Consider the following 20185-nt stretch of genomic DNA (forward strand, 5'->3'; position numbering starts at 1 on the left):
ACTGCCAAAAAGGGGTGCTGCTGATGAATCAGGATAACCGCTTGCAGGAAAAAATTACCCGGCATTTGCAGGAAAAGATGAACTTGAGTGCTGAAGATATCAATGTCCGGGTGGTCAAGGGCAAGATCCAGCTTTCCGGTTGTGTGGATTTACTGGCAGAAAAGGAAAGGGCAGAGGAACTGGTACGGGAAGTGGCCGGGGCTGAACCCCTGGATAATAGCCTGACGGTGGTAACGGAAAATGTGCCTGCCGATAAGGATGTAGAGGCGGCAGTACGGGAAAGATTGCAGCGCCATGGGATTGACCTGGGCCATATAGGAGTTAAAGTTAGTAACGGTGTGGTGGTACTGGTCGGCAAGACCGCCAGCTGGGCGGAAGAAGAGGCGGCTCGCCAGGCTGCCTCCCAGGTCTACGGGGTGAAGGAAGTAATTTCTCAGGTAGAAGCGGGGGCACTGGCAGACTGGGATGACGCTACCATTACCAACAGTATAGAGGATGTTTTTGCCCATGCCGAAACCCTGGCCAACCATGACATTGTGACCCAAACCCGGGCTGGAGTGGTTACCCTGTTGGGCTGGGTAGACCGCCCCGAGGACAGAACTACTGCTGAAAAGCTGGCTGGACAGGTACCAGGGGTAAAAAAGGTGCGCAATCATCTGCGGGTCAGGGAAGGAGCCCGGAACGGGGATATTGCCCTGACCAATCAGGCTCGCAGTTTGCTGGGAGCCAGTGGTTTGGCCATGGTCAGGGTTTATGTGGTAGAGGGGATCGCTTTTCTGGCTGGTCGGGTAGCCAGCATTGACCAGAAGAAAAAGGCCGAAGCCCTGGTGACCGGGATTGAGGGGATAAAAGGTATCAATAATTCTATAATTGTTTCTCTGCATTGAAGGATTTTGCTGCTCAATGGCGAAAAATATTATAGGGAAAACGATACAAATGAAACGGAGGCGGGCCCTGAACGGTCCCGCTCCTTCTTTGCTTGCAGAGAATGGAGGAGACACGAGAGTGACAGTATTGAAAATACGCGGTGGTGTGAGACTGGAAGGAAAAGTACGGGTTAGTGGTGCCAAAAATGCTGCTCTGACTGCTATCAGTGCAGCCATGCTGGCTACCAGCCCTGTTTATCTGGAAAATATGCCGCAAATCAGCGATGTGCTGGTGATGCTGGATATTATTCGTCTGCTGGGAGCGGAAGTAAGCTGGGATGAGCCGACGGTAGTGCGGATTGTTCCCCCGGAGCACCCCGGTTATGATACCCCTTATGAACTGGTGAAAAAACTGCGGGCCTCCAATCTGTTACTGGGTTCGCTGCTACCACGGACCGGCCGGGCCCACATCGCCCTGCCGGGAGGCTGCAATATCGGGAGCCGGCCCATGGACTTGCATATCAAAGGGCTGGGGGCGCTGGGAGCCGAGGTGGAACTGAGCCAGGGGTATATTAAGGCCCGGGTTAGAAATGGCTTGCAGGGGGCCAAGATCTATCTGGATTTTCCCAGTGTTGGCGCAACGGAAAATCTGATGATGGCAGCTGCTACTGCCAAAGGCCAAACAATCATCGAAAATGCGGCCAAGGAACCGGAAATTGTGGATCTAGCCAATTTTCTCAATGCAATGGGTGCCAAAATCCGCGGGGCCGGCACTGATGTGATCAAAATCGAGGGAGTCAAGGCTTTGCAGGGGACCCGTTATGCCATCATTCCTGACCGTATTGAAGCCGGGACCTACATGGTGGCAGCGGCAGCCACTGATGGGGATGTTACTATCGAAAATGTCATTCCCACCCACGTGGAACCGGTGACAGCTAAACTAAAAGAAATGGGTGTAAGAGTAATTGAGGAAGATGATGTTATTCGGGTTATCAGCACAGGAACACGCCGACCGGTAGATATAAAAACGATGCCTTATCCTGGTTTTCCGACCGATATGCAGTCTCAAATGATGGCCCTGTTAGCTGTAACCCCTGGTGTCTCCATGGTTACCGAAAATGTCTTCGAAAACCGGATGCAACTGGCTGATGAGTTGAAACGCATGGGAGCCCGGATTAAGATTCAGGGCAGAACCGCAGTGGTGGAAGGAATTGAGCGGCTGGAAGGAGCCCAGGTGCGGGCCACGGATCTGCGGGCAGGCGCTGCCTTGATCATCGCCGGTCTGGTAGCAGAGGGAATTACTGAAATCGATAATGTTCACTATATTGACCGGGGTTATGAAAATCTGGAAGAAAAATTTAATGGTCTCGGGGCAGGAATTTGGCGGGAAATAGCGAAATAAGTCGCGTAGGTTAGATTATGGAAGTAGAGGAGTGTGAGAGGTGTGATATTTACCAGGTGGAAATACAGGCCGTTCTGGCGTCTGGGCGTAGTTTTTCTAACGGTGACCGGAGGCGGAACACTGATCTGGACCGCTTTTCTGGCCTGGTATCTGGAGGTACCGGATGATAAGCTGCTGGCCATTTTCGGACCAGTAATTCCTATCGGTGTCGTAGCGGCAGCTGCGATTCTGGCCTACGTGAATAGGTTGCTGGTGGAGGTCTTAACGATATTTGCAGATGCAGCGAAGCGGGTAGCAGAAAAAGACCTTACCACCACCATCTATTTTCCTACCAATGATATTTTTGGCAAGACCGCCGAAGCTTTTAATAAAATGATTGTCGATGTGAGAGCTACTGTCCAGCAAAGCGCTGTTACAGCAGAAGGGGTAACAAAAGAAGCTGTTGAGGTTTCAAAGGCTACGGAGAGTGCCACTGCCTCTATTCAGCAGATTTCCGCAGCCATGGAGCAAATTGCCGGCGGTTCGCAGCGACAGGCTGATGAGATTCTGGAAACCGTGCAGACCATGCAGGAAATATCGGCTGCTGTATCCCAGGTTGCGGCCCATTCCCAGCAGGCCTTTGCTTCCTCTCAGCAGGCAGCCCAGCTGGCCAGTAAAGGACTAAAGCAGGTGGAAGAGGCGGTAGCTAAAATGCATGCCATTTCAGAGGCGGTACAAACCTCCTCGGCAGCAGTGGAAAAACTCTATCAACGGTCCACTTACATTGGCGAGATTGTCAATGTCATTACCGGTATTGCCGATCAGACCAATTTGCTGGCCTTGAATGCGGCGATTGAAGCGGCCCGGGCCGGTGAACACGGACGCGGCTTTGCTGTTGTAGCCGATGAGGTGCGCAAACTGGCAGAAGGCTCAGGAGAAGCTGCCCAGAAAATTGGTGAACTGATTGAGGAAATTCAGGCTGAAACCGCCAGTGCTGCTCTGGCCATGACCAATGGCAACCGGGAGGTTGAAGACGGGGTCAAGGTTGCGCTGAAAGCAAAACAGGCCCTGGATGAAATTCACCATGCTGTTCTTTTAACCGAGGAAATGGTACAGGGTATAAGCAAGGCTTCCCAGGAGCAGTCTCAGGGACTATCCCAGCTGGCTGGAGCAGTGGAAAAAATCAGTGGCATTGCCCAGCAGTTCTCCACTGCTACCCAGCAGGTGGCAGCTTCCCTGGAACAGCAAATGTCGGCTAATGAGCAAATCAATGTTCTTTCCTATAACCTGGTGAAACTGGCAGAGGAATTGAAAAGGTATATTGATAATTTTAAAGTTCAGTGAACTTTAGCCGACCACGGTTGTCGCCGTGGTTTTTTTCTTGCTATAATGAAGAAGTACGGGAGGAACTGGTAATCATGGAACTGGAGCTGGTGAGCTGGCAGGGCAAGAAGAGGAGTTTTCAACTGTACCGGGTGCGCGACCTTGATACTCTGCTGGCTCAGGTGGAAACGGATGAAGATATTCCCTTCTGGGCCGAACTGTGGCCGGCGGCAGAAGGGCTGGCCCTGTGGCTGGAAGCGAGACCGGAACTGGTACAGGGCAAGCGGGCCCTGGAGCTGGGCTGTGGTCTGGGACTGGTGGGTCTGGTAGCAGCTGCCAACGGAGCAGAGGTAGTGCAAACCGATTTTGTCCCAGCGGCCCTGGAACTGGCCGGTCGAAATGCCCGGGCTAATGGCCTGGAACAACTGACCTGGCAGTTGCTGGACTGGCGGCAGCATCGAAAGCTGGGAGAGTTTCAGCTCATCCTGGGTTCGGATTTGTTTTATGAACCCGGGTTGCATGAAGATTTACTGGCCACCCTGGAACTTAACCTGGCTCCGTCTGGACACTGTCTTTTCAGTGACCCTGGGCGTGAAGGGGCCCAGGCCTTTGTCCGCCTTCTGGAGCAACTGGGCTGGCAGATTGAGAAAACCAAAGTGGAAAAGATCGATATTATCCAGGCAAGGAGAGGAGACCATGAGAATAGCTACCCTGGCGAGTAGCAGTTCAGGCAATGCCATCTGGGTGGAGGGAGAGGAAACGGCTGTACTGATTGATGCCGGACTGAGTGTACGCAAGCTAAAAGAGGCAGCTGCCCAGCTGGAACGCTGTCTGGAACAGCTAGCCGCAGTAGTGGTTACCCATGAACACAGGGATCATACCTGCGGACTGGGAGCTTTAAGCAGGAAATATAACTTGCCTGTGTATGCGACGGAATCCACCTGGGCGGCCATGGAGGCTCAGCTGGGCCCTATTGCCGAGCATAATCGCTGTATGCTGGCACCGGAGGAAAAAATAGAAATCGGGGAGCTGGCTTTCGAGGCTTTTTCCACTTCCCATGATGCCGGTGATCCGGTTGGCTATGTTTTTCATACCCGGGAAGCCACGGCAGGGGTTATGACTGATACCGGCTATGTCAGCCGGGGCATGGCTCGCAAATTGATGGAGTGTGAGCTACTGGTTTTTGAGGCTAACCATGACCGGGAGATGCTGATTCAGGGCCCTTATCCCTGGTCTTTAAAAAAGCGTATACTCAGTGACCGGGGGCACCTGGCCAATGATACGGCCGGTGATGTACTGGCCCGGCTCTGGGGTGGCCGCCAGCAGGGGGTGTTGCTGGCCCACCTGAGCCAGGAAAACAATACGCCCCAGAAGGCGCTGAAAACAGTGGAGGAACACTTTCAGGCTCTGGGAATCAAACCGGGAGAGGAAGCATGGCTGGAAGTGGCACCGGCCAGCAGTCCTTCTGCCTGGTTAGAAAAAAAATAATAAGGTAATCCTAATAAACAAAGGGAAGGAGGATACTTATGGATCAGTTTTATTATGAACGGAGACCTGGATTTTTAAGCTACATAGTTGTCAGTCTGCTTAGCGCCATAGTGGGCGGTCTGGTAGTAGGAGCTGCTTTATGGGGGCCACTTCGCGATCTGGAAAAGAAACAGGCAGAAGTGAAGATTAATCAGCCAGCGCAAATTACGCCCGGACAGACTGTCCCCCTGCCCGCAGGCTCGGCGCCAGTTGTGGATATTGCCAAACAGGTAGGACCGGCGGTAGTGGGAATATCTAACCGGGCTACCCGCATTGATTTCTGGGGTGAAACTCATGGCAGTGTGGAACAGGGTTCTGGCTCCGGGGTAATCATCGATCCCCAGGGTTATATAGTTACCAATAACCATGTAGTGGAAGGGGCCCAGGAACTGGTTGTCAGTCTGGCTAATGGCAAACATATCCCCGCCAAACTCATCGGCCGGGATCCCCGAACTGACCTGGCCGTAATCAAAATCAATCCGGCGGAAGCGGGAGAACTGACGGTGGCCAAACTGGGAGACTCCTCCCAGCTGCAGGTTGGGGAACTGGTAGTAGCTATCGGTAACCCGCTGGGGGAAGAATTTGCCCGCACGGTTACGGCCGGAATTATTTCCGCTCTCAACCGGACTCTGACCGTGGGGGAACAGAAATTTACCCTGATTCAGACTGATGCTGCCATCAACCCGGGTAATTCCGGTGGGGCCCTGGTCAATTCCAGGGGAGAAGTTATTGGGATCAACAGTGTAAAAATCATCAGCGAAAAAGTGGAAGGCATGAATTTCGCCATTCCCATCAATACCGCTAAACCCATAATTGAACAGCTCATCAAAAACGGGAAGGTAATCCGGCCCTGGCTGGGTATTCTCTACCGTGGTGTGGAAATTGACAAAGATCTGCAGCAACAATATGACTTGCCAGTAGATTACGGAATCGTGGTCGATGATGTAGTGGCCAATGGCCCTGCTGGTCTGGCCGGGATCCAGGCCCAGGATATCATCGTGGGAGTTGACGGGGAAAAGGTAAAGACCTTCCAGGATCTGCAGGAACTGGTCGGAAAGCATAAGGTGGGCGATACCATCAAGGTAAAAGTGGTGCGTAACCGTCAATTCAAGGAATTTAGTGTAAAACTGGGTGAAATGCCGGGGACTTTACAGCCCTAAATGATGGGAGTGGCTAATGTGTACTGTGTTTGTGAACGCCATTTGGAGAAAGCAATGGACGAATTCGTCGATGTCTATGAACAACCTCCCGACCTCTATCTGCTAGAGAAGGTATCCTTTACGGACTGGCTGGCTCCTCAGCACTGCGATTTCTGCGACCAGCCGCCGAAATACCTGGTGGTTTAAGATGCAGGTTACAGTTGTTTGTGTGGGTAAGCTCAAGGAAAAATACTGGCGGGAGGCGGAACAGGAATACCTGAAGCGGCTGGCACCCTATGCCAGGGTGAAAATCATTGAAGTCGCGGATGAGTCCTGCCCGGAAGAGGCCGGGGAGAGTGTTCGGGAACAGGTACGACAAAAAGAGGGGGAACGCTTGCTGGCGGCTCTCCCTCCTCATTCCTGGCGGGTAGCTCTTGACCTGCGGGGAAAGACCTGTTCTTCGGAGGAGATGGCGGCCAGGGTCGAGGAATGGTTACTGGCAGGCTGGAGCCATCTGGTCTTTGTCATTGGGGGTTCCCTGGGGCTGGCGGATAAGGTGCTGGCTGCCTGTCAGTTTAAGCTCAGTTTTGGAGCTTTTACTTATCCGCATCAGATGATGCGAGTGATTTTGCTGGAGCAGATTTATCGCTGGCAGAAAATCCGGCGGGGTGAGCCTTATCATAAGTGATTTCGGGTGATAAAATGATAAAGTTTAATAAAATTAATTTCCAAAAAATAAAACAACGATTGCCATTAACCAGTCAAATTTTTTCAAGATACAGTGAAGAAATAATTGCAGTATATCTTTTTGGGTCATTAGTAAAGGATAATATCAAGCCTTTAAGTGATATTGATCTGGCCATTTTATTTAATTTTAAATTGACTCAGACAGTAATGGTCGATTTAGAAAACCGGATATTTATCGAGCTTATAAGATTTCTAGAAACAGAAGAAATAGACGGGATTGTTCTCAACTACCAGCCAATAAGCAGACAATTTGCGGTCCTTAAGAATAAACAGATCCTATATTGTTCTGATCATAAAAAAAGAATAGATTTTGAAACAGGGGTAATCCTTAGTTATCTTGATTTTAAGCCCTACCGGGAGGAATTTAACCGGGAGTTTGTTAGGGCACTGGGGGGAAGGTAAATTGGATGAAAAGTTACTTACTCAAACAAGATTGCTAAAAAAATATATCAATCTGTTAGAAAAAGTTGCTCATACTGAAAAAAACGTTTTTTTAAAAGATGAAATTTTAACAGCTGCCGCTGAACGTTATTTACAGTTAGCTATTGAAACCTGCATCAATATAGGAAATCGAATAATAGCTTTAGAGCAGATAGATAGAAACTTGCCTCCCCCGGAAACTTACGTGGAAATTTTTGAAACAATGTTTAAGATAGGATTAATCAATGAGCAACAACTGAATAATTATAGAAAAATGGCCAGATTTAGAAACAAGCTTGTGCATGTATATTGGGAAATTGACCATGAAACGGTATATGAGATAATCACAAACAACCTAAGTGATTTAAAAGAGTTTTTAAATATTGTGGTCAGCTACCTACAAAAAAACTAAAATCCTTCCCCGCCTATTCAGCGGGAAAGGATTTTTTATAAAAAAATTAAGCAAGAAGACCCCCACCTCTATAGGTGGGGGATAAATTGCAAAAATAACACACAAAAAATGAAGAATTTTCCAAAATGGATATAATATAAACAAAATGTATAATAATGCGCTATATGTATTTTTTTAGAAAGGAGGTGCGCCTGTGCAAGTAACAAGAGTCGTAGTAGTAGAGATAAACCTTGCAAAACAACAGGAAATAATATGTCAACATCTAACATATTCCGCATCTAAACTTTGGAATGTAGCAAACTATGAAGTTGCAAAGAATAACCTAAAGCCCAATAAATTAAAAAGCAATCTTAAAAACAACTTTTGGTATAAGAACCTACACTCTCAATCTGCTCAAGCTGTTCTTGAAAAACTACAAATTGCTTGGGAGAATTGTTATAAAAAACATACTAAAAGACCAAGATTTCAACCCAAAGATGGACACTTTCCTGTAAGGTGGAAGAAGCAGGGGATACAAGTTCAAGATGGAAAGATTAGACTTTCTCTATCTAAACAAACTAAAGAATATTTAAAAACTGCGCATTCAATTGAGTCCGATTACCTATGGATAAGTTTACCGAAAAACTTATCGCTCAATAATGTGCAGGAAGTTGAAATAAAACCACATACAATATATGGACATACCACATATGTTATGCATGTTGTATATAGAAAAACCTTGCAAGATAAAACAACTCAAGGCAATGGTGTTATGGCAGTAGATTTAGGAGTAGGAAACCTTGCAACAGTAGTCACAACTAATAATACTGCAACAATATATGATGGCAAATCTCTTGTATCAAGGCTTAGACTTTTTTCTAAAAAGAAAGCTAAACTACAAAGTGCTATTGATAAAAATAAACATACTACATCTAAGAAAATGCATTATCTTATCATCAAAGAAAGGAATTATCTTAAAGATTATACACACAAGGTATCAACATTCATTGTAAGACAAGCAATACAAGAAGAAGTTAAAACAATAGCAATAGGTAAGTTAAGTTATGGTATAACCAATATGGATATAGGCAGAAGAAACAATGAAAAACTGCATAAAATACCATTTGGGAAACTATGTAACATGATAGAGTATAAAGCTAAAGAAGTAAGTATAGATGTAGTATTAATAAATGAAAGCTACACATCACAAACTTGTTCAACTTGTGGCAGAATAGATAAGTCTAATAGAAAGTTTAGAGGTCTATATGTTTGTGATTGCGGGAATGTATTAAATGCAGATATAAATGGAGCAGCAAACATATTAAAGAGAGTAGTCCCAAGCCTAAAGGCAGGTAGGGATAGAGGGTTTTTGAACAACCCGGTTAGAGTGGCGATAAACCACTGACTAACTTAAAAGAATCCCCCACTTCTATAAGTGGGGGAGGGTTCAATCCCCAATAATCTTAATCAATACCCTTTTTCGGCGTTTGCCATCAAATTCCCCGTAAAAAATTTGTTCCCATGGTCCCAGGTCTAACTGGCCATTGGTAACAGCTACCACTACTTCCCGACCCATGATGGTGCGCTTGAGGTGAGCATCGGCATTGTCCTCAAAGCCATTATGCCGGTATTGTTCATAGGGCTTCTCGGGAGCCAGCTTTTCCAGCCAGGTTTCAAAATCGTGATGCAAGCCACTTTCATCATCATTGATAAAAACACTGGCGGTTATATGCATGGCATTACATAATAAAAGACCTTCCTTGATTCCGCTTTCCCGCAGGGCGGCTTCTACCTGAGGTGTAATATTAATAAAAGCCCGCCGGGTTTTGGTTTCAAACCACAGTTCCTTGCGATAGCTTTTCAATTTAATCCCCTCCTGCTTCCATTTTACGAACCTTAATGCAAGTATGCAATATGCATGCAGCAGAATGATTGTATTTAAGCACAAGCAATGTTAGAATATACAGCAATAGGAAAACTTAAACGAAGAAAGGTGCATGCTATGAGAGAGTACATGAATGGCTTACCACCCAAGCAAGGACTGTATGATCCCCAGTTTGAGCATGATGCCTGCGGTATTGGATTTGTGGCCAATATCAAGGGCAAGAAGTCCAATGAGATTGTACGTCAGGCTCTGACTATTCTCCTGAACCTGGATCACCGGGGAGGCCAGGGTTCGGAGACCAACACCGGTGACGGTGCCGGTATACTTATGCAAATTCCTCATGCCTTCCTGGTAAAGGAATGTGCCCGGCTGGGCATTGATTTACCTGAACCCGGACAATACGGGGTTGGTATGCTCTTTTTACCGGTTGATCCGGAGGAAAGGGCAGCCTGTGAACAGAAACTGGAGGAAATAATCGCAGAAGAAGGCCAGGTCTTGCTGGGCTGGCGGACTGTGCCTACCGATAATTCCAGCCTGGGGGAAATGGCTCGCAAAGCGCAGCCTTTTATTCGCCAGGTCTTTATTGCTCCTCCCCGGCCGCAGTCAGATCGGATGGCCTTTGAGCGTAAGCTCTATGTTATCCGTAAACGGGCTGAAAAGGAAATTCGCCATGGGGACCACCCTGGTGGTAAATATTTCTATTTCGCTAGTCTCTCGGCTAGCACTATTGTCTACAAGGGCATGCTGACTCCAGAACAAGTAGACCGCTTCTACATCGACCTACAGGACCCCGCAGTTGAAACAGCATTGGCCCTGGTTCATTCCCGCTTCAGTACCAATACCTTTCCCAGCTGGGAGAGGGCTCATCCCTACCGCTATCTGATTCACAATGGAGAAATCAATACTTTGCGCGGCAATGTCAACTGGATGCATGCACGCCAGGCGGTTTGTGAAAGCGAGCTTTTTGGTGAAGATATGGCCAAAATCCTGCCAGTTATCGATCCAGATGGCAGTGACTCGGCAATGTTCGATAACTGCCTGGAATTCCTCTACTTAACTGGACGGTCCTTGCCTCATGCCATGATGATGATGATTCCGGAACCCTGGCAGAACCATGAGAGCATGAGCCCGGAGAAAAAAGCCTTTTATGAGTATCATAGCTGCTTGATGGAACCATGGGATGGTCCGGCGGCTATGGCCTTTACCGATGGCCGCATCATCGGGGCTGTGCTGGACCGGAATGGGCTCAGACCTTCCCGCTATTATGTTACAGAAGATGACCTGATTATCATGGCTTCTGAAGTAGGGGTGCTGGAAGTTCCCCAGGAAAAAGTGATTATCAAGGAAAGACTGCGTCCGGGCCGCATGTTGCTGGTGGATACGGAAGCAGGCCGTATTATCTCCGATGATGAACTAAAGCATCAAATTGCAACCGAACATCCCTATGAAGAATGGCTGAAAGAACATCTGGTAGCACTGGAAGACCTGCCCGAAGGTCCGGTGGCACCGGAGCTGGATCACCAGACAGTACTGAAAAAACAGCTGGCCTTTGGTTATACTTTTGAGGAACTGAAAGATACCCTGGCGCCCATGGCGGAAAAGGGGATGGAACCGGTTGGGTCCATGGGGATGGATGCACCGCTGGCGGTGCTTTCCGACCGGCCGCGGCTTCTGTATGATTACTTTAAACAGCTGTTTGCTCAGGTGACTAACCCGCCTATTGATGCTATTCGGGAGGAAATCATCACTGCGACGGTGACCAATCTGGGCCCGGAAGGAAACCTTCTCAAACCAGAGCCCACCAGTTGCCGGCAGATTAAAATCCAGACCCCGATTCTGAGCAACGAAGAGCTGGCCAAAATCCGCTATCTCCGGCGTGAGGGGGCCAAATCAGTAACTCTACCCATTCTCTTCCGGGCAGCAGACGGCGCCAGAGGCATGGAACAGGCACTGGAAGACCTGTGCCGGGCGGCGGATGCAGCTATTGATGCAGGGTGCAATTATCTGATTCTTTCCGACCGGGGAGTAGACGCCTATAATGCACCCATTCCCGCTTTGCTGGCCCTGTCCTGTGTCAACCATCATCTGGTCCGCAATGGCAGAAGGACTAAAGCCAGCCTGATTCTCGAATCAGGGGAGCCGCGGGAAGTTCACCATTTTGCTGTTCTACTGGGCTATGGGGCCGGCGCCATTAACCCTTACCTGGCTTTTGAGACCTTAGATGACATGATCAATCAGGGCATGTTGCCTGGCATCAGCCGGGAAAAGGCCATCAAAAACTATATCAAGGCTGTTACCAAAGGGGTAGTAAAAGTCCTGTCCAAAATGGGTATCTCCACTATCCAGAGCTACCGGGGAGCTCAGATCTTTGAAGCCATTGGCCTTTCCCAGGAGTTTATAGACAAGTATTTCACCTGGACTCCTTCGCGGGTGGGAGGTATTGGGCTGGATATAGTAGCCCAGGAGGCTTTAATGCGCCATCAACGAGCATTTTCTGCTCAGGAGGGGCTGGACCAAACCCTGGATCCTGGCTCCGATTACCAGTGGCGGCGAAATGGAGAGGACCATCTCTTCAATCCTGAGACCATTCATCTGTTGCAGGAAGCTTGCCGCCGGGGAGACTACCAGCTCTACAAAAAGTATGCTGCTTTAATTAATGACCAAACTCAGAAACACTTTACTTTACGGGGATTATTCAAGTTTAAACCCAAGCGCAAACCTATTCCACTGAATGAGGTCGAATCGGTGGAATCCATTTGCCGTCGTTTCAAGACGGGGGCGATGTCCTTTGGCTCCATTAGCAAGGAGGCCCATGAATGTCTGGCCATCGCCATGAACCGCATTGGCGGGAAGAGCAATACCGGGGAAGGCGGGGAGGATCCTGCCCGTTTTAAACCCGACCCCAATGGGGATCTCAGACGCAGTGCCATTAAACAGGTGGCTTCCGGACGTTTCGGGGTTACCAGCGAATATCTGGTCAATGCCGATGAAATTCAGATCAAAATGGCTCAAGGGGCCAAGCCCGGGGAAGGGGGCCAGCTGCCAGGGCGTAAGGTTTATCCCTGGGTAGCAGCGGTGCGGCATTCTACTCCTGGAGTGGAGCTGATTTCCCCTCCGCCTCACCATGATATCTATTCCATAGAGGATCTGGCTCAGTTGATCCATGACCTGAAAAACGCTAACTCCAATGCCCGTATTAATGTGAAGCTGGTATCGGAAGTGGGCGTAGGGACCATTGCTGCCGGGGTGGCCAAAGGCCGGGCTGATGTGGTGCTGATCAGCGGTTATGATGGTGGTACTGGAGCTTCCCCGCGGACCAGTATCAAGCACGCAGGGTTGCCCTGGGAGCTGGGACTGGCAGAAACCCACCAGACCCTGGTGTTAAATAACCTGCGGGACCGGATTGTGGTGGAAGTGGATGGCAAGCTGATGACCGGCCGGGATGTAGTGATTGCTACTCTGCTTGGGGCAGAGGAATATGGCTTTGCCACCGCGCCGCTAGTAGTTATGGGCTGTGTGATGATGCGGGTCTGTCATATGGACACCTGTCCGGTGGGGATTGCCACCCAGAACCCGGAACTGCGGAAAAACTTCCAGGGTAAACCGGAACATGTGGTTAACTTCATGCGTTTTGTGGCCCAGGAAATCAGGGAAATCATGGCTGAGCTCGGTTTCCGCACCATTGATGAAATGGTGGGACGTACCGATGTGCTGGAAGTAAATGAAGCCATTGAACACTGGAAGGCCAGGCATCTGGATTTATCACCCCTGTTGTACCAGCCGGATGTGCCGGAAACAGTAGGCAGATATTGCCGCACACAGCAGGACCATGGGCTGGATAAGTCCCTGGACCGTCGGGAGCTGCTGGATATTTGCCGACCGGCCATCGAGCGGGGTGAAAAGGTTACTGCCACTCTGCCTATCCGCAATATTAACCGGGTGGTGGGAACCATTGTGGGCAGTGAAATCACCCGTCGCTATGGTTCGGAAGGCCTGCCGGAAGATACCATCTGGCTCAAGTTTAAAGGCTCAGCAGGCCAGAGTTTTGGTGCCTTTATACCCAGAGGTATGACACTGGAGCTTGAAGGAGATGCCAATGACTATATTGGCAAGGGTCTATCAGGGGGCAAGATTATCGTCTATCCGCCTCTGGAAGCCAAATTCAAGCCGGAGGAGAATATCATTATCGGTAACGTCGCCCTTTATGGGGCTACTTCGGGGGAAGCGTATTTCCGGGGTGTAGCCGGGGAAAGATTCTGTGTGCGGAACAGTGGCGCCTATGCCGTGGTAGAAGGGGTAGGTGACCATGGTTGTGAATATATGACCGGTGGCCGGGTAGTAGTGCTGGGTAAAACCGGGCGCAACTTCGCTGCCGGGATGTCAGGCGGTATCGCCTATGTGCTGGACGAAGACGGCACTTTCCCGCAGCGCTGCAATAAAGAAATGGTATTGCTGGAACGGCTGGAAAATGAACGGGAAATCGAGGAAGTCAAGACTATGATCACTAAACACGCCCGTTACACCGGCAGTGCTCTGGCCGAAGCCGTACTGGCTGATTGGGATAACAAGATAACCCAATTCGTCAAGGTCATACCCAGGGATTATAAACGGATGATTGAGGCCATCGAGGAAGCCTATGCATCCGGTCTGACCGGGGACGAAGCCCTGCTGGCGGCCTTTAAGAAAAACTGGAATTAAGGGTGTATAGGAGGTACGGCTATGGGTAAACCGACCGGTTTTATGGAATACCAGCGGCAACTGCCGGGTGACCGGGAGCCATTGGAAAGAATCAAGGACTGGAATGAATTCCACTACCAATTTGAGGAAGAACAACTGAAGATCCAGGGGGCCCGCTGCATGGAGTGCGGCACCCCCTACTGCCACACCGGAGTGATCATCAATGGAGCTGTTTCCGGCTGTCCCCTCAACAATTTGATCCCTGAGTGGAATGACCTCATTTACCGGGGTCTGTGGCGGGAGGCACTGGAACGGTTGCACAAGACCAATAACTTCCCCGAATTTACAGGCCGGGTCTGTCCTGCTCCCTGTGAAGGGGCTTGTACTTGCGGTTTGCACGGTCAGCCGGTAACTATCAAGAATAACGAATGTGCTATAATCGACCGGGCTTATGAAGAAGGCTGGGTTGTGCCCCGGCCTCCGGCCATCCGCACTGGCAAAAAAATAGCGGTGGTAGGGTCAGGTCCCTCGGGGTTGGCAGCCGCAGCTCAGCTCAATAAAGCAGGACACTGGGTTACCGTATTTGAGCGGGCTGACCGGGTGGGGGGACTGTTGATGTATGGCATCCCCAATATGAAGCTGGATAAGAAGATTGTCCAGCGCCGCATCGATATTCTGGCAGCAGAAGGCATTACATTCGTCACCAATACCGAAGTGGGTAAGGACTTTCCCGTAGGCCGCTTGCTGGGAGAATTTGATGCCGTTATCCTTTGCGGAGGTTCAACTAAGCCCCGGGATCTGCCGGTAGAAGGCCGTAACCTGCAAGGTATCCATTTCGCCATGGAGTTTCTCAAGGCCAATACCAAGAGTCTGCTGGACTCCAATCTGGAAGATGGTAACTATATTTCCGCCGCGGGCAAGGATGTAGTGGTGATCGGGGGCGGTGACACCGGTACTGACTGTGTTGCTACTGCCATCAGGCACGGTTGCCGTAGCGTGGTACAGCTGGAGATCATGCCCCAGCCACCGAAAACGAGAGCGGCAGACAATCCCTGGCCGCAGTTTCCCCGGGTATTGAAGGTGGATTATGGCCAGGAGGAAGCTGCCGCCCTTTATGGTGCAGATCCCCGTCAATATTGCGTGATGACCAAACGGTTTGTTGGTGATGAACAGGGGCGGGTCAAGGAAGTGCATACAGTCCAGGTGGAATGGGTGAAAGGGCCACAGGACCGCCTGGTACCACAGGAAATTCCCGGTACGGAAAAAGTCTGGCCCGCGCAGCTGGTGCTGCTGGCCATGGGTTTTGTGGGACCGGAAAGACAGCTCCTGGATCAGCTGGGAGTTGAACTGGACCAATTCGGTAATGTGAAAGCGGAATTTGGCAAATTCCGTACCAATATACCGAAGGTATTTGTAGCTGGTGACATGCGCCGGGGCCAGAGTTTGGTGGTCTGGGCCATTCGCGAAGGCCGGGGAGCGGCCCGGGAGTGTGACCGCTTCTTGATGGGAAACACCAATTTGCCATAAAGAGGGGCCTTATCGCCCCTTTTTGTTTTCTGTGGACTGTGCTACTTTTCACAAAAAATTCAGGGATTTAGCAGGAAAAAAAGAAAAAGCAGCGAATATAATTTGAGCGAAAAATTACAAACAATTACTGGAGGTGTCAAAATGGTAGAGAGAAAGAAAGTGCTGGGGGGAGTGCTGGCTGGGGCCTTATTGCTGGGGAGTTTTACTCTGGCTGGCTGTGGCAGTGAAGCCCAGAAGACCGGCGAAAATAGCGGTGAAAAGGCTGCTAGCGCACCGGCGGTTCAGGTCTATCAGCGACCGGAAATCATCAAAAATCCGGATGAAGCATTGAATCTGCTGAAAGATGGAAATGCCCGCTTTGCCGGCGAAAAGGTTTTGCCCGACAATCTGGGGGATGAACGGCGGGAAGAGCTGAAAAAGAATGGCCAGCATCCTTTTGCCATCATTGTCAGCTGTTCTGATTCCAGGGTACCGCCGGAAATCATCTTCGATCAGGCTTTAGGGGATTTATTTGTTATACGGGTAGCCGGAAATGTGATTGATCCGGTGGCTACTGGCAGTGTTGAATATGCGGCTGAACACCTGGGTACTCCCCTGATTGTCGTCATGGGTCATGAAAAATGCGGTGCCGTTACCGCTGCGGTTAAGGGCGGAGAAGTACCGGGCAGCATCGGCTCAATTATAGAAAAAATCAAGCCTTCGGTGGAAAAAGCGAAGGCTACCGGTCTGGCCGGCGATCAGCTGGTAGAAAAGTCTACGGAACTGAATGTGGAAGCTTCCATGGTCGAACTGGAAAAAAGCCCTATCATTAAGGAACTGGTAGAACAGGGTAAGCTGAAAATCGTGGGAGCCAAATATCATCTGGGCAGTGGCCAGGTTGAATGGCTGGAAACCAAATAAGGATAAAAGGCACTTTGCGGGAGAGCAAAGTGCCTTTTTATCTTACCGGGAGAGAGGAGTACCGGGGCTAATTGGAATATCTTCCTCTTCATCATGTTTGTAGATGACTTCCACATAGGGGCCCTGGTCCTGATACATGGCCAGGAAATCCTGTTCATATTTCTTGTATATGATCCTGCGTCGGATTTTCAGAGTGGGAGTGACTTCTCCGGCATCCATAGTAAATTCCTGGGCGCGGATGGTAATGCGTTTAACCTGTTCATACCTGGGGAGATGCTTGAGGGCTTTGGCTACCCGCTTGGCCAGAAGTTTCTGGATTTTGGGCAGGGTAATCAATTCCTGGCGGGTAGTGAAATTCACCCCTTTCTCGCGCGCATAGTGTTCCAGGTCGGTAAAATCAGGAACAATCATTGCAGTCATAAAAGGCTGTTTATCTCCATAAACAACGGCCTGGGCGATAAAACGGTCAGCTGTAAGGAGTTGTTCAATGGGCTGGGGGGCTACATTTTTGCCTCCGGCAGTGATGATTAAATCCTTTTTACGGTCGGTGATGAAAAGAAAGCCGTCATTATCAATGATGCCGATATCTCCTGTTTTTAACCAGCCATCTTCAGTAAATAATTCGGCAGTAGCTTCCGGATTGTTATAATAGCCTGGTGTGAGATTGGGGCCTTTGGCCAGAATTTCGCCATCAGGGGCAATTTTTAATTGCACTTCCGGAATGGCCAGGCCAACTGAACCAAACCGATAGTTTTCCCGGCGGTTACAGGTTAGAACCGGGGAAGTTTCGGTCAGACCATAGCCTTCAATGACCCTGATGCCTACAGCATAAAAGAATTCAGCCAGATCTCGGCCCAGGGGAGCGCCACCGGAGACGCAGAAATCCAGACGGCCGCCAAAGCGTTCCCTGATTTTACGAAAAACCAGACGGTCAGCCAGAGTGTCCTGCCAGCGTAGCCACAGGGGAACAGGTTGTTTGGCAGCCAGCAGGTTAGCGCGTTTTTTTCCTGCTTTAATTGCCCAGTGGAAAATGCGTTTTTTCAGGAAGGAAGAAGTGGCGACGTTTTCCATAATGCGGTGATGGATTTTTTCATAAAGGCGGGGTACACTGCACATGAGATGAGGACGAACTTCTTCCAGGTTTTTGGGGACGTCATTGATGCTTTCGGCATAGGCGATGGTTACCCCGGCATAAAGCATGTAGTACCAGCCCAGGGTTCTTTCCAGCACATGACTTAATGGCAGGAAGGAAAGGCTGACATGGGTATCCGGGCTGGGGACAACCTGGTAACAGCCCCAGGCATTGCTGAGAAAATTGATATGGGTCAGGATAACTCCTTTGGGGTTACCAGTAGTGCCGGATGTATAAATGATGGAACAGATATCAGTGGGTTTTACCTGGGGCCAGGTTCGATCATAAAGACCGGGTTGTTGTTGCCAGAGTTCCTTGCCAAGCTGACGCAAATCGGCAAAAGACCACAGTTTTATGTTTTCTGCTTTTTCTTTCAAAGAAGTGGGGATGGGGTCAGGCAGAATCAAATGTTTTAAATCTGGCATCAGCTGCTGATGATTTATTACTTCTTCTGCTAGTTCTGAGGAGCCAACAATCAGGATTTTGCTGCCACTATCATTGATAATATGAGCAACCTGAGGGCCTTTATTTGTAGGATAGATGGGAACATTGATGGCACGAGCAGCGATAATGGCCAGGTCCCAGAGGGGCCAGAAATACTGGGTTGTCATCATCAGACCTATCCGGTCTCCGGGATTGGTATCCAGGGCCAGAAGACCCAGGGTAAAGAGCTGGACTTCTTCGGCGGCCTCTTTCCAGGTTACAGGCTGATATTTGCCCTCTTTTTTGGTTAGAAACAGGGGTTTATTGATATATTTGGGCAGTTGTTGGTGAAACAGCCCAATAGTAGTTTGGTGATACATAGCATCTCCCTCCGGCCTAGCAGAATGAATATTCATTCAATTTAAAAATAATTCTATTTTCAGGCAAATACAACTTCTCTCCCCCTAAATGCAATTAAGTCATGGTAAATGGTAAAATATATAGGTTGGATGGTAGGTCTTTTTCATCGGTCAGCCTAACCGGTTACTGTTATCAGAAAGGGAAATATGCTACAATTAGCTTATGTCCAAATAGCAATATCTAAAACAGAAGGGAATGGATGGACAGCCATGGTTTTATTATCCTGGACCAGTGGGTTGATTTTGCTGGTCATGGTGGGAGTTTTCTGGCTCTTGCCGGGAAGCAGCAGCCGCAGCTTATGGTTGGCTCTGAGCAATATCGCACTCCTGCTATACTGGTATCCTGGGCAGGGCTTATTAATGCTGGGATTGGCCATGCTAACTTTTCTGCTGGGAGAAATTCTGAGTCGGTGGGGCCAGAGGCGAGCCTGGCTGCTGGCACTGGCTATAATAGTGGTGAGTTTTTATTTGCTTTATACCAAGTATTTTGCTTTTCTTTTACAAATACTCAATCAGGCTTTACAGGCCCTGGGACAGCCGGGCCGCTGGCACTGGGAACAGGTGGCGGTTCCGGTGGGGATATCTTTTGTCACCTTTCGCTGGCTGCATTATGTAATCGATAGCTACTGGGGCAAGGTTGAGCAAAGAGAGTTAATAACCTTCCTGGGCTATTCCTTTTTCTGGCCCATTCTTACTTCCGGGCCTATTGAACGCTGGCAGGATTTTTCTCGCCAATTGGGAGAAAAACAGCGCTGGCAGTGGAATTACCTCTGGGAGGGGCTGGAACGCATTTTGCTGGGGTTGTTCAAGAAATTGCTGGTGGCAGCGGCGCTGGCTCCACTGGCCAGTGGCTTGAGCAAGCCCGGACTGTCTGCAGGAGCCTACTGGCTGGCAGCTCACGCCTATGCCTGGCAACTCTATGTGGATTTTTCCGGCTATACTGATATAGCTGTGGGCAGCAGCCGTCTCTTTGGTCTGAGAATCCAGGAAAACTTCGACTGGCCTTATTTGCGAGGGAATATATCTCTGTTCTGGAAACACTGGCATATGTCTTTGACCCGCTGGTTCCGGGACTATCTTTTTATCCCCCTGGGGGGAAGCCGGGTGGCTTTCCGCCGGATTTTATTCAATACCCTGGTGGTCATGTTTGTAACCGGTATCTGGCATGGAGCGGGCTGGAACTTTATTTTCTGGGGGATGCTCCATGCTGGGGCGCTCATTCTCTGGCGGCTTTATCGCCGCTATCTTCTGCCCCGTTTACCCGAGAGCTGGCCTGACCAGTACTGGTATCGCGGTTTGGCCATATTCATTACATATAATTTTGTTGTACTGGCCTGGATACCTTTTACTACAAACCTGCAACAGGCCCTTCGGGTTCTGCAGATTATGGGAGGCGGTGGCTGATGCTGAGCTGGCGGGAGCTAATAG

At 49.5% G+C, this 20185-nt stretch carries 17 protein-coding genes; 15 read left to right on the plus strand and 2 right to left on the minus strand.

Annotation, left to right across the window (positions count from 1 at the left end; all coding sequences use genetic code 11):
• Positions 1-23: 23 nt before the first annotated feature.
• The 11 genes from CTH_RS01365 (at position 24) to CTH_RS01415 (ending at position 9199) form a co-directional block, all read left to right on the plus strand.
• Positions 24-887: a BON domain-containing protein gene (locus tag CTH_RS01365; protein ID WP_078665423.1), complete on the plus strand. Its 864-nt coding sequence runs from the start codon at positions 24-26 to the stop codon at positions 885-887.
• 118 nt (positions 888-1005) lie between these two features.
• The gene (murA, locus tag CTH_RS01370; protein WP_079906417.1) at positions 1006-2268 is read left to right on the plus strand and encodes a UDP-N-acetylglucosamine 1-carboxyvinyltransferase; all 1263 of its coding nucleotides are present in this window, start codon (positions 1006-1008) and stop codon (positions 2266-2268) included.
• Positions 2269-2310: 42 nt separating this feature from the next.
• Positions 2311-3591: a methyl-accepting chemotaxis protein gene (locus CTH_RS01375; RefSeq protein ID WP_079906418.1), complete on the plus strand. Its 1281-nt coding sequence runs from the start codon at positions 2311-2313 to the stop codon at positions 3589-3591.
• A gap of 74 nt (positions 3592-3665) precedes the next feature.
• Entirely contained in the window at positions 3666-4292 is a 627-nt protein-coding gene (locus tag CTH_RS01380; protein ID WP_107752775.1) for a class I SAM-dependent methyltransferase, read from the plus strand.
• The gene (locus tag CTH_RS01385) at positions 4267-5058 is read left to right on the plus strand and encodes an MBL fold metallo-hydrolase (RefSeq protein ID WP_078665419.1); all 792 of its coding nucleotides are present in this window, start codon (positions 4267-4269) and stop codon (positions 5056-5058) included. The genes CTH_RS01380 and CTH_RS01385 overlap by 26 nt, the downstream gene beginning before the upstream one ends.
• Before the next feature lie 38 nt (positions 5059-5096).
• Positions 5097-6257 (plus strand): S1C family serine protease, encoded by a 1161-nt coding sequence (locus CTH_RS01390; protein WP_079906420.1) that lies wholly within the window; start codon positions 5097-5099, stop codon positions 6255-6257.
• An 18-nt stretch (positions 6258-6275) separates the two neighbouring features.
• The gene (locus CTH_RS01395) at positions 6276-6443 is read left to right on the plus strand and encodes a CxxH/CxxC protein (RefSeq protein ID WP_078665417.1); all 168 of its coding nucleotides are present in this window, start codon (positions 6276-6278) and stop codon (positions 6441-6443) included.
• Position 6444: 1 nt separating this feature from the next.
• Positions 6445-6924 carry a 23S rRNA (pseudouridine(1915)-N(3))-methyltransferase RlmH gene (gene rlmH, locus CTH_RS01400; RefSeq protein WP_107752777.1) on the plus strand — a complete coding sequence of 160 codons (480 nt, stop codon included), beginning with the start codon at positions 6445-6447 and terminating at the stop codon, positions 6922-6924.
• Complete coding sequence (mntA, locus tag CTH_RS01405) at positions 6921-7385, plus strand: type VII toxin-antitoxin system MntA family adenylyltransferase antitoxin (RefSeq protein ID WP_107752779.1); 465 nt, start codon at positions 6921-6923, stop codon at positions 7383-7385. Before rlmH ends, mntA begins: the two co-directional genes overlap by 4 nt.
• Before the next feature lies 1 nt (position 7386).
• Positions 7387-7815 carry a type VII toxin-antitoxin system HepT family RNase toxin gene (gene hepT, locus CTH_RS01410; protein WP_078665414.1) on the plus strand — a complete coding sequence of 143 codons (429 nt, stop codon included), beginning with the start codon at positions 7387-7389 and terminating at the stop codon, positions 7813-7815.
• Positions 7816-8008: 193 nt separating this feature from the next.
• Complete coding sequence (locus CTH_RS01415; RefSeq protein ID WP_107752781.1) at positions 8009-9199, plus strand: RNA-guided endonuclease InsQ/TnpB family protein; 1191 nt, start codon at positions 8009-8011, stop codon at positions 9197-9199.
• 42 nt (positions 9200-9241) lie between these two features.
• Here CTH_RS01415 and CTH_RS01420 read toward each other — a convergent pair whose 3' ends face one another.
• A complete protein-coding gene (locus CTH_RS01420) occupies positions 9242-9658 on the minus strand; it encodes a secondary thiamine-phosphate synthase enzyme YjbQ (RefSeq protein WP_079907544.1) in 417 nt (138 codons plus the stop codon).
• A 138-nt stretch (positions 9659-9796) separates the two neighbouring features.
• On the opposite strand from CTH_RS01420, the gene gltB reads away from it, so the two are divergent.
• The 3 genes from gltB (at position 9797) to CTH_RS01435 (ending at position 16783) form a co-directional block, all read left to right on the plus strand.
• A complete protein-coding gene (gene gltB / locus CTH_RS01425; protein WP_078665412.1) occupies positions 9797-14377 on the plus strand; it encodes a glutamate synthase large subunit in 4581 nt (1526 codons plus the stop codon).
• A gap of 21 nt (positions 14378-14398) precedes the next feature.
• Complete coding sequence (locus CTH_RS01430; RefSeq protein ID WP_107752783.1) at positions 14399-15883, plus strand: glutamate synthase subunit beta; 1485 nt, start codon at positions 14399-14401, stop codon at positions 15881-15883.
• A 141-nt stretch (positions 15884-16024) separates the two neighbouring features.
• Complete coding sequence (locus CTH_RS01435; protein ID WP_079933376.1) at positions 16025-16783, plus strand: carbonic anhydrase; 759 nt, start codon at positions 16025-16027, stop codon at positions 16781-16783.
• Between the two features lie 42 nt (positions 16784-16825).
• Here the strand turns inward: CTH_RS01435 and CTH_RS01440 are convergent, their stop codons facing one another.
• On the minus strand, positions 16826-18718 hold the full coding sequence (locus CTH_RS01440) for an AMP-dependent synthetase/ligase (RefSeq protein WP_159073789.1): 1893 nt from the start codon (positions 18716-18718) through the stop codon (positions 16826-16828).
• Positions 18719-18904: 186 nt separating this feature from the next.
• Here CTH_RS01440 and CTH_RS01445 point away from each other — a divergent pair, with 186 nt between their 5' ends.
• Positions 18905-20161, plus strand: a complete 1257-nt coding sequence (locus CTH_RS01445) for an MBOAT family O-acyltransferase (RefSeq protein ID WP_107752787.1) — start codon at positions 18905-18907, stop codon at positions 20159-20161.
• Positions 20162-20185: the final 24 nt, after the last annotated feature.

Source organism: Carboxydocella thermautotrophica, from assembly GCA_003054495.1.
Classification (GTDB): Bacteria; Bacillota.

Coding starts and splice junctions, on each gene's coding strand:
- rlmH (WP_107752777.1), top strand. CDS start 6,445: ATGCAGGTTACAGTTGTTTGTGTGGGTAAGCTCAAGGAAAAATACTGG.
- gltB (WP_078665412.1), top strand. CDS start 9,797: ATGAGAGAGTACATGAATGGCTTACCACCCAAGCAAGGACTGTATGAT.
- CTH_RS01435 (WP_079933376.1), top strand. CDS start 16,025: ATGGTAGAGAGAAAGAAAGTGCTGGGGGGAGTGCTGGCTGGGGCCTTA.
- CTH_RS01380 (WP_107752775.1), top strand. CDS start 3,666: ATGGAACTGGAGCTGGTGAGCTGGCAGGGCAAGAAGAGGAGTTTTCAA.
- CTH_RS01390 (WP_079906420.1), top strand. CDS start 5,097: ATGGATCAGTTTTATTATGAACGGAGACCTGGATTTTTAAGCTACATA.
- CTH_RS01430 (WP_107752783.1), top strand. CDS start 14,399: ATGGGTAAACCGACCGGTTTTATGGAATACCAGCGGCAACTGCCGGGT.
- CTH_RS01385 (WP_078665419.1), top strand. CDS start 4,267: ATGAGAATAGCTACCCTGGCGAGTAGCAGTTCAGGCAATGCCATCTGG.
- CTH_RS01365 (WP_078665423.1), top strand. CDS start 24: ATGAATCAGGATAACCGCTTGCAGGAAAAAATTACCCGGCATTTGCAG.
- CTH_RS01440 (WP_159073789.1), bottom strand. CDS start 18,718: ATGTATCACCAAACTACTATTGGGCTGTTTCACCAACAACTGCCCAAA.
- CTH_RS01445 (WP_107752787.1), top strand. CDS start 18,905: ATGCTACAATTAGCTTATGTCCAAATAGCAATATCTAAAACAGAAGGG.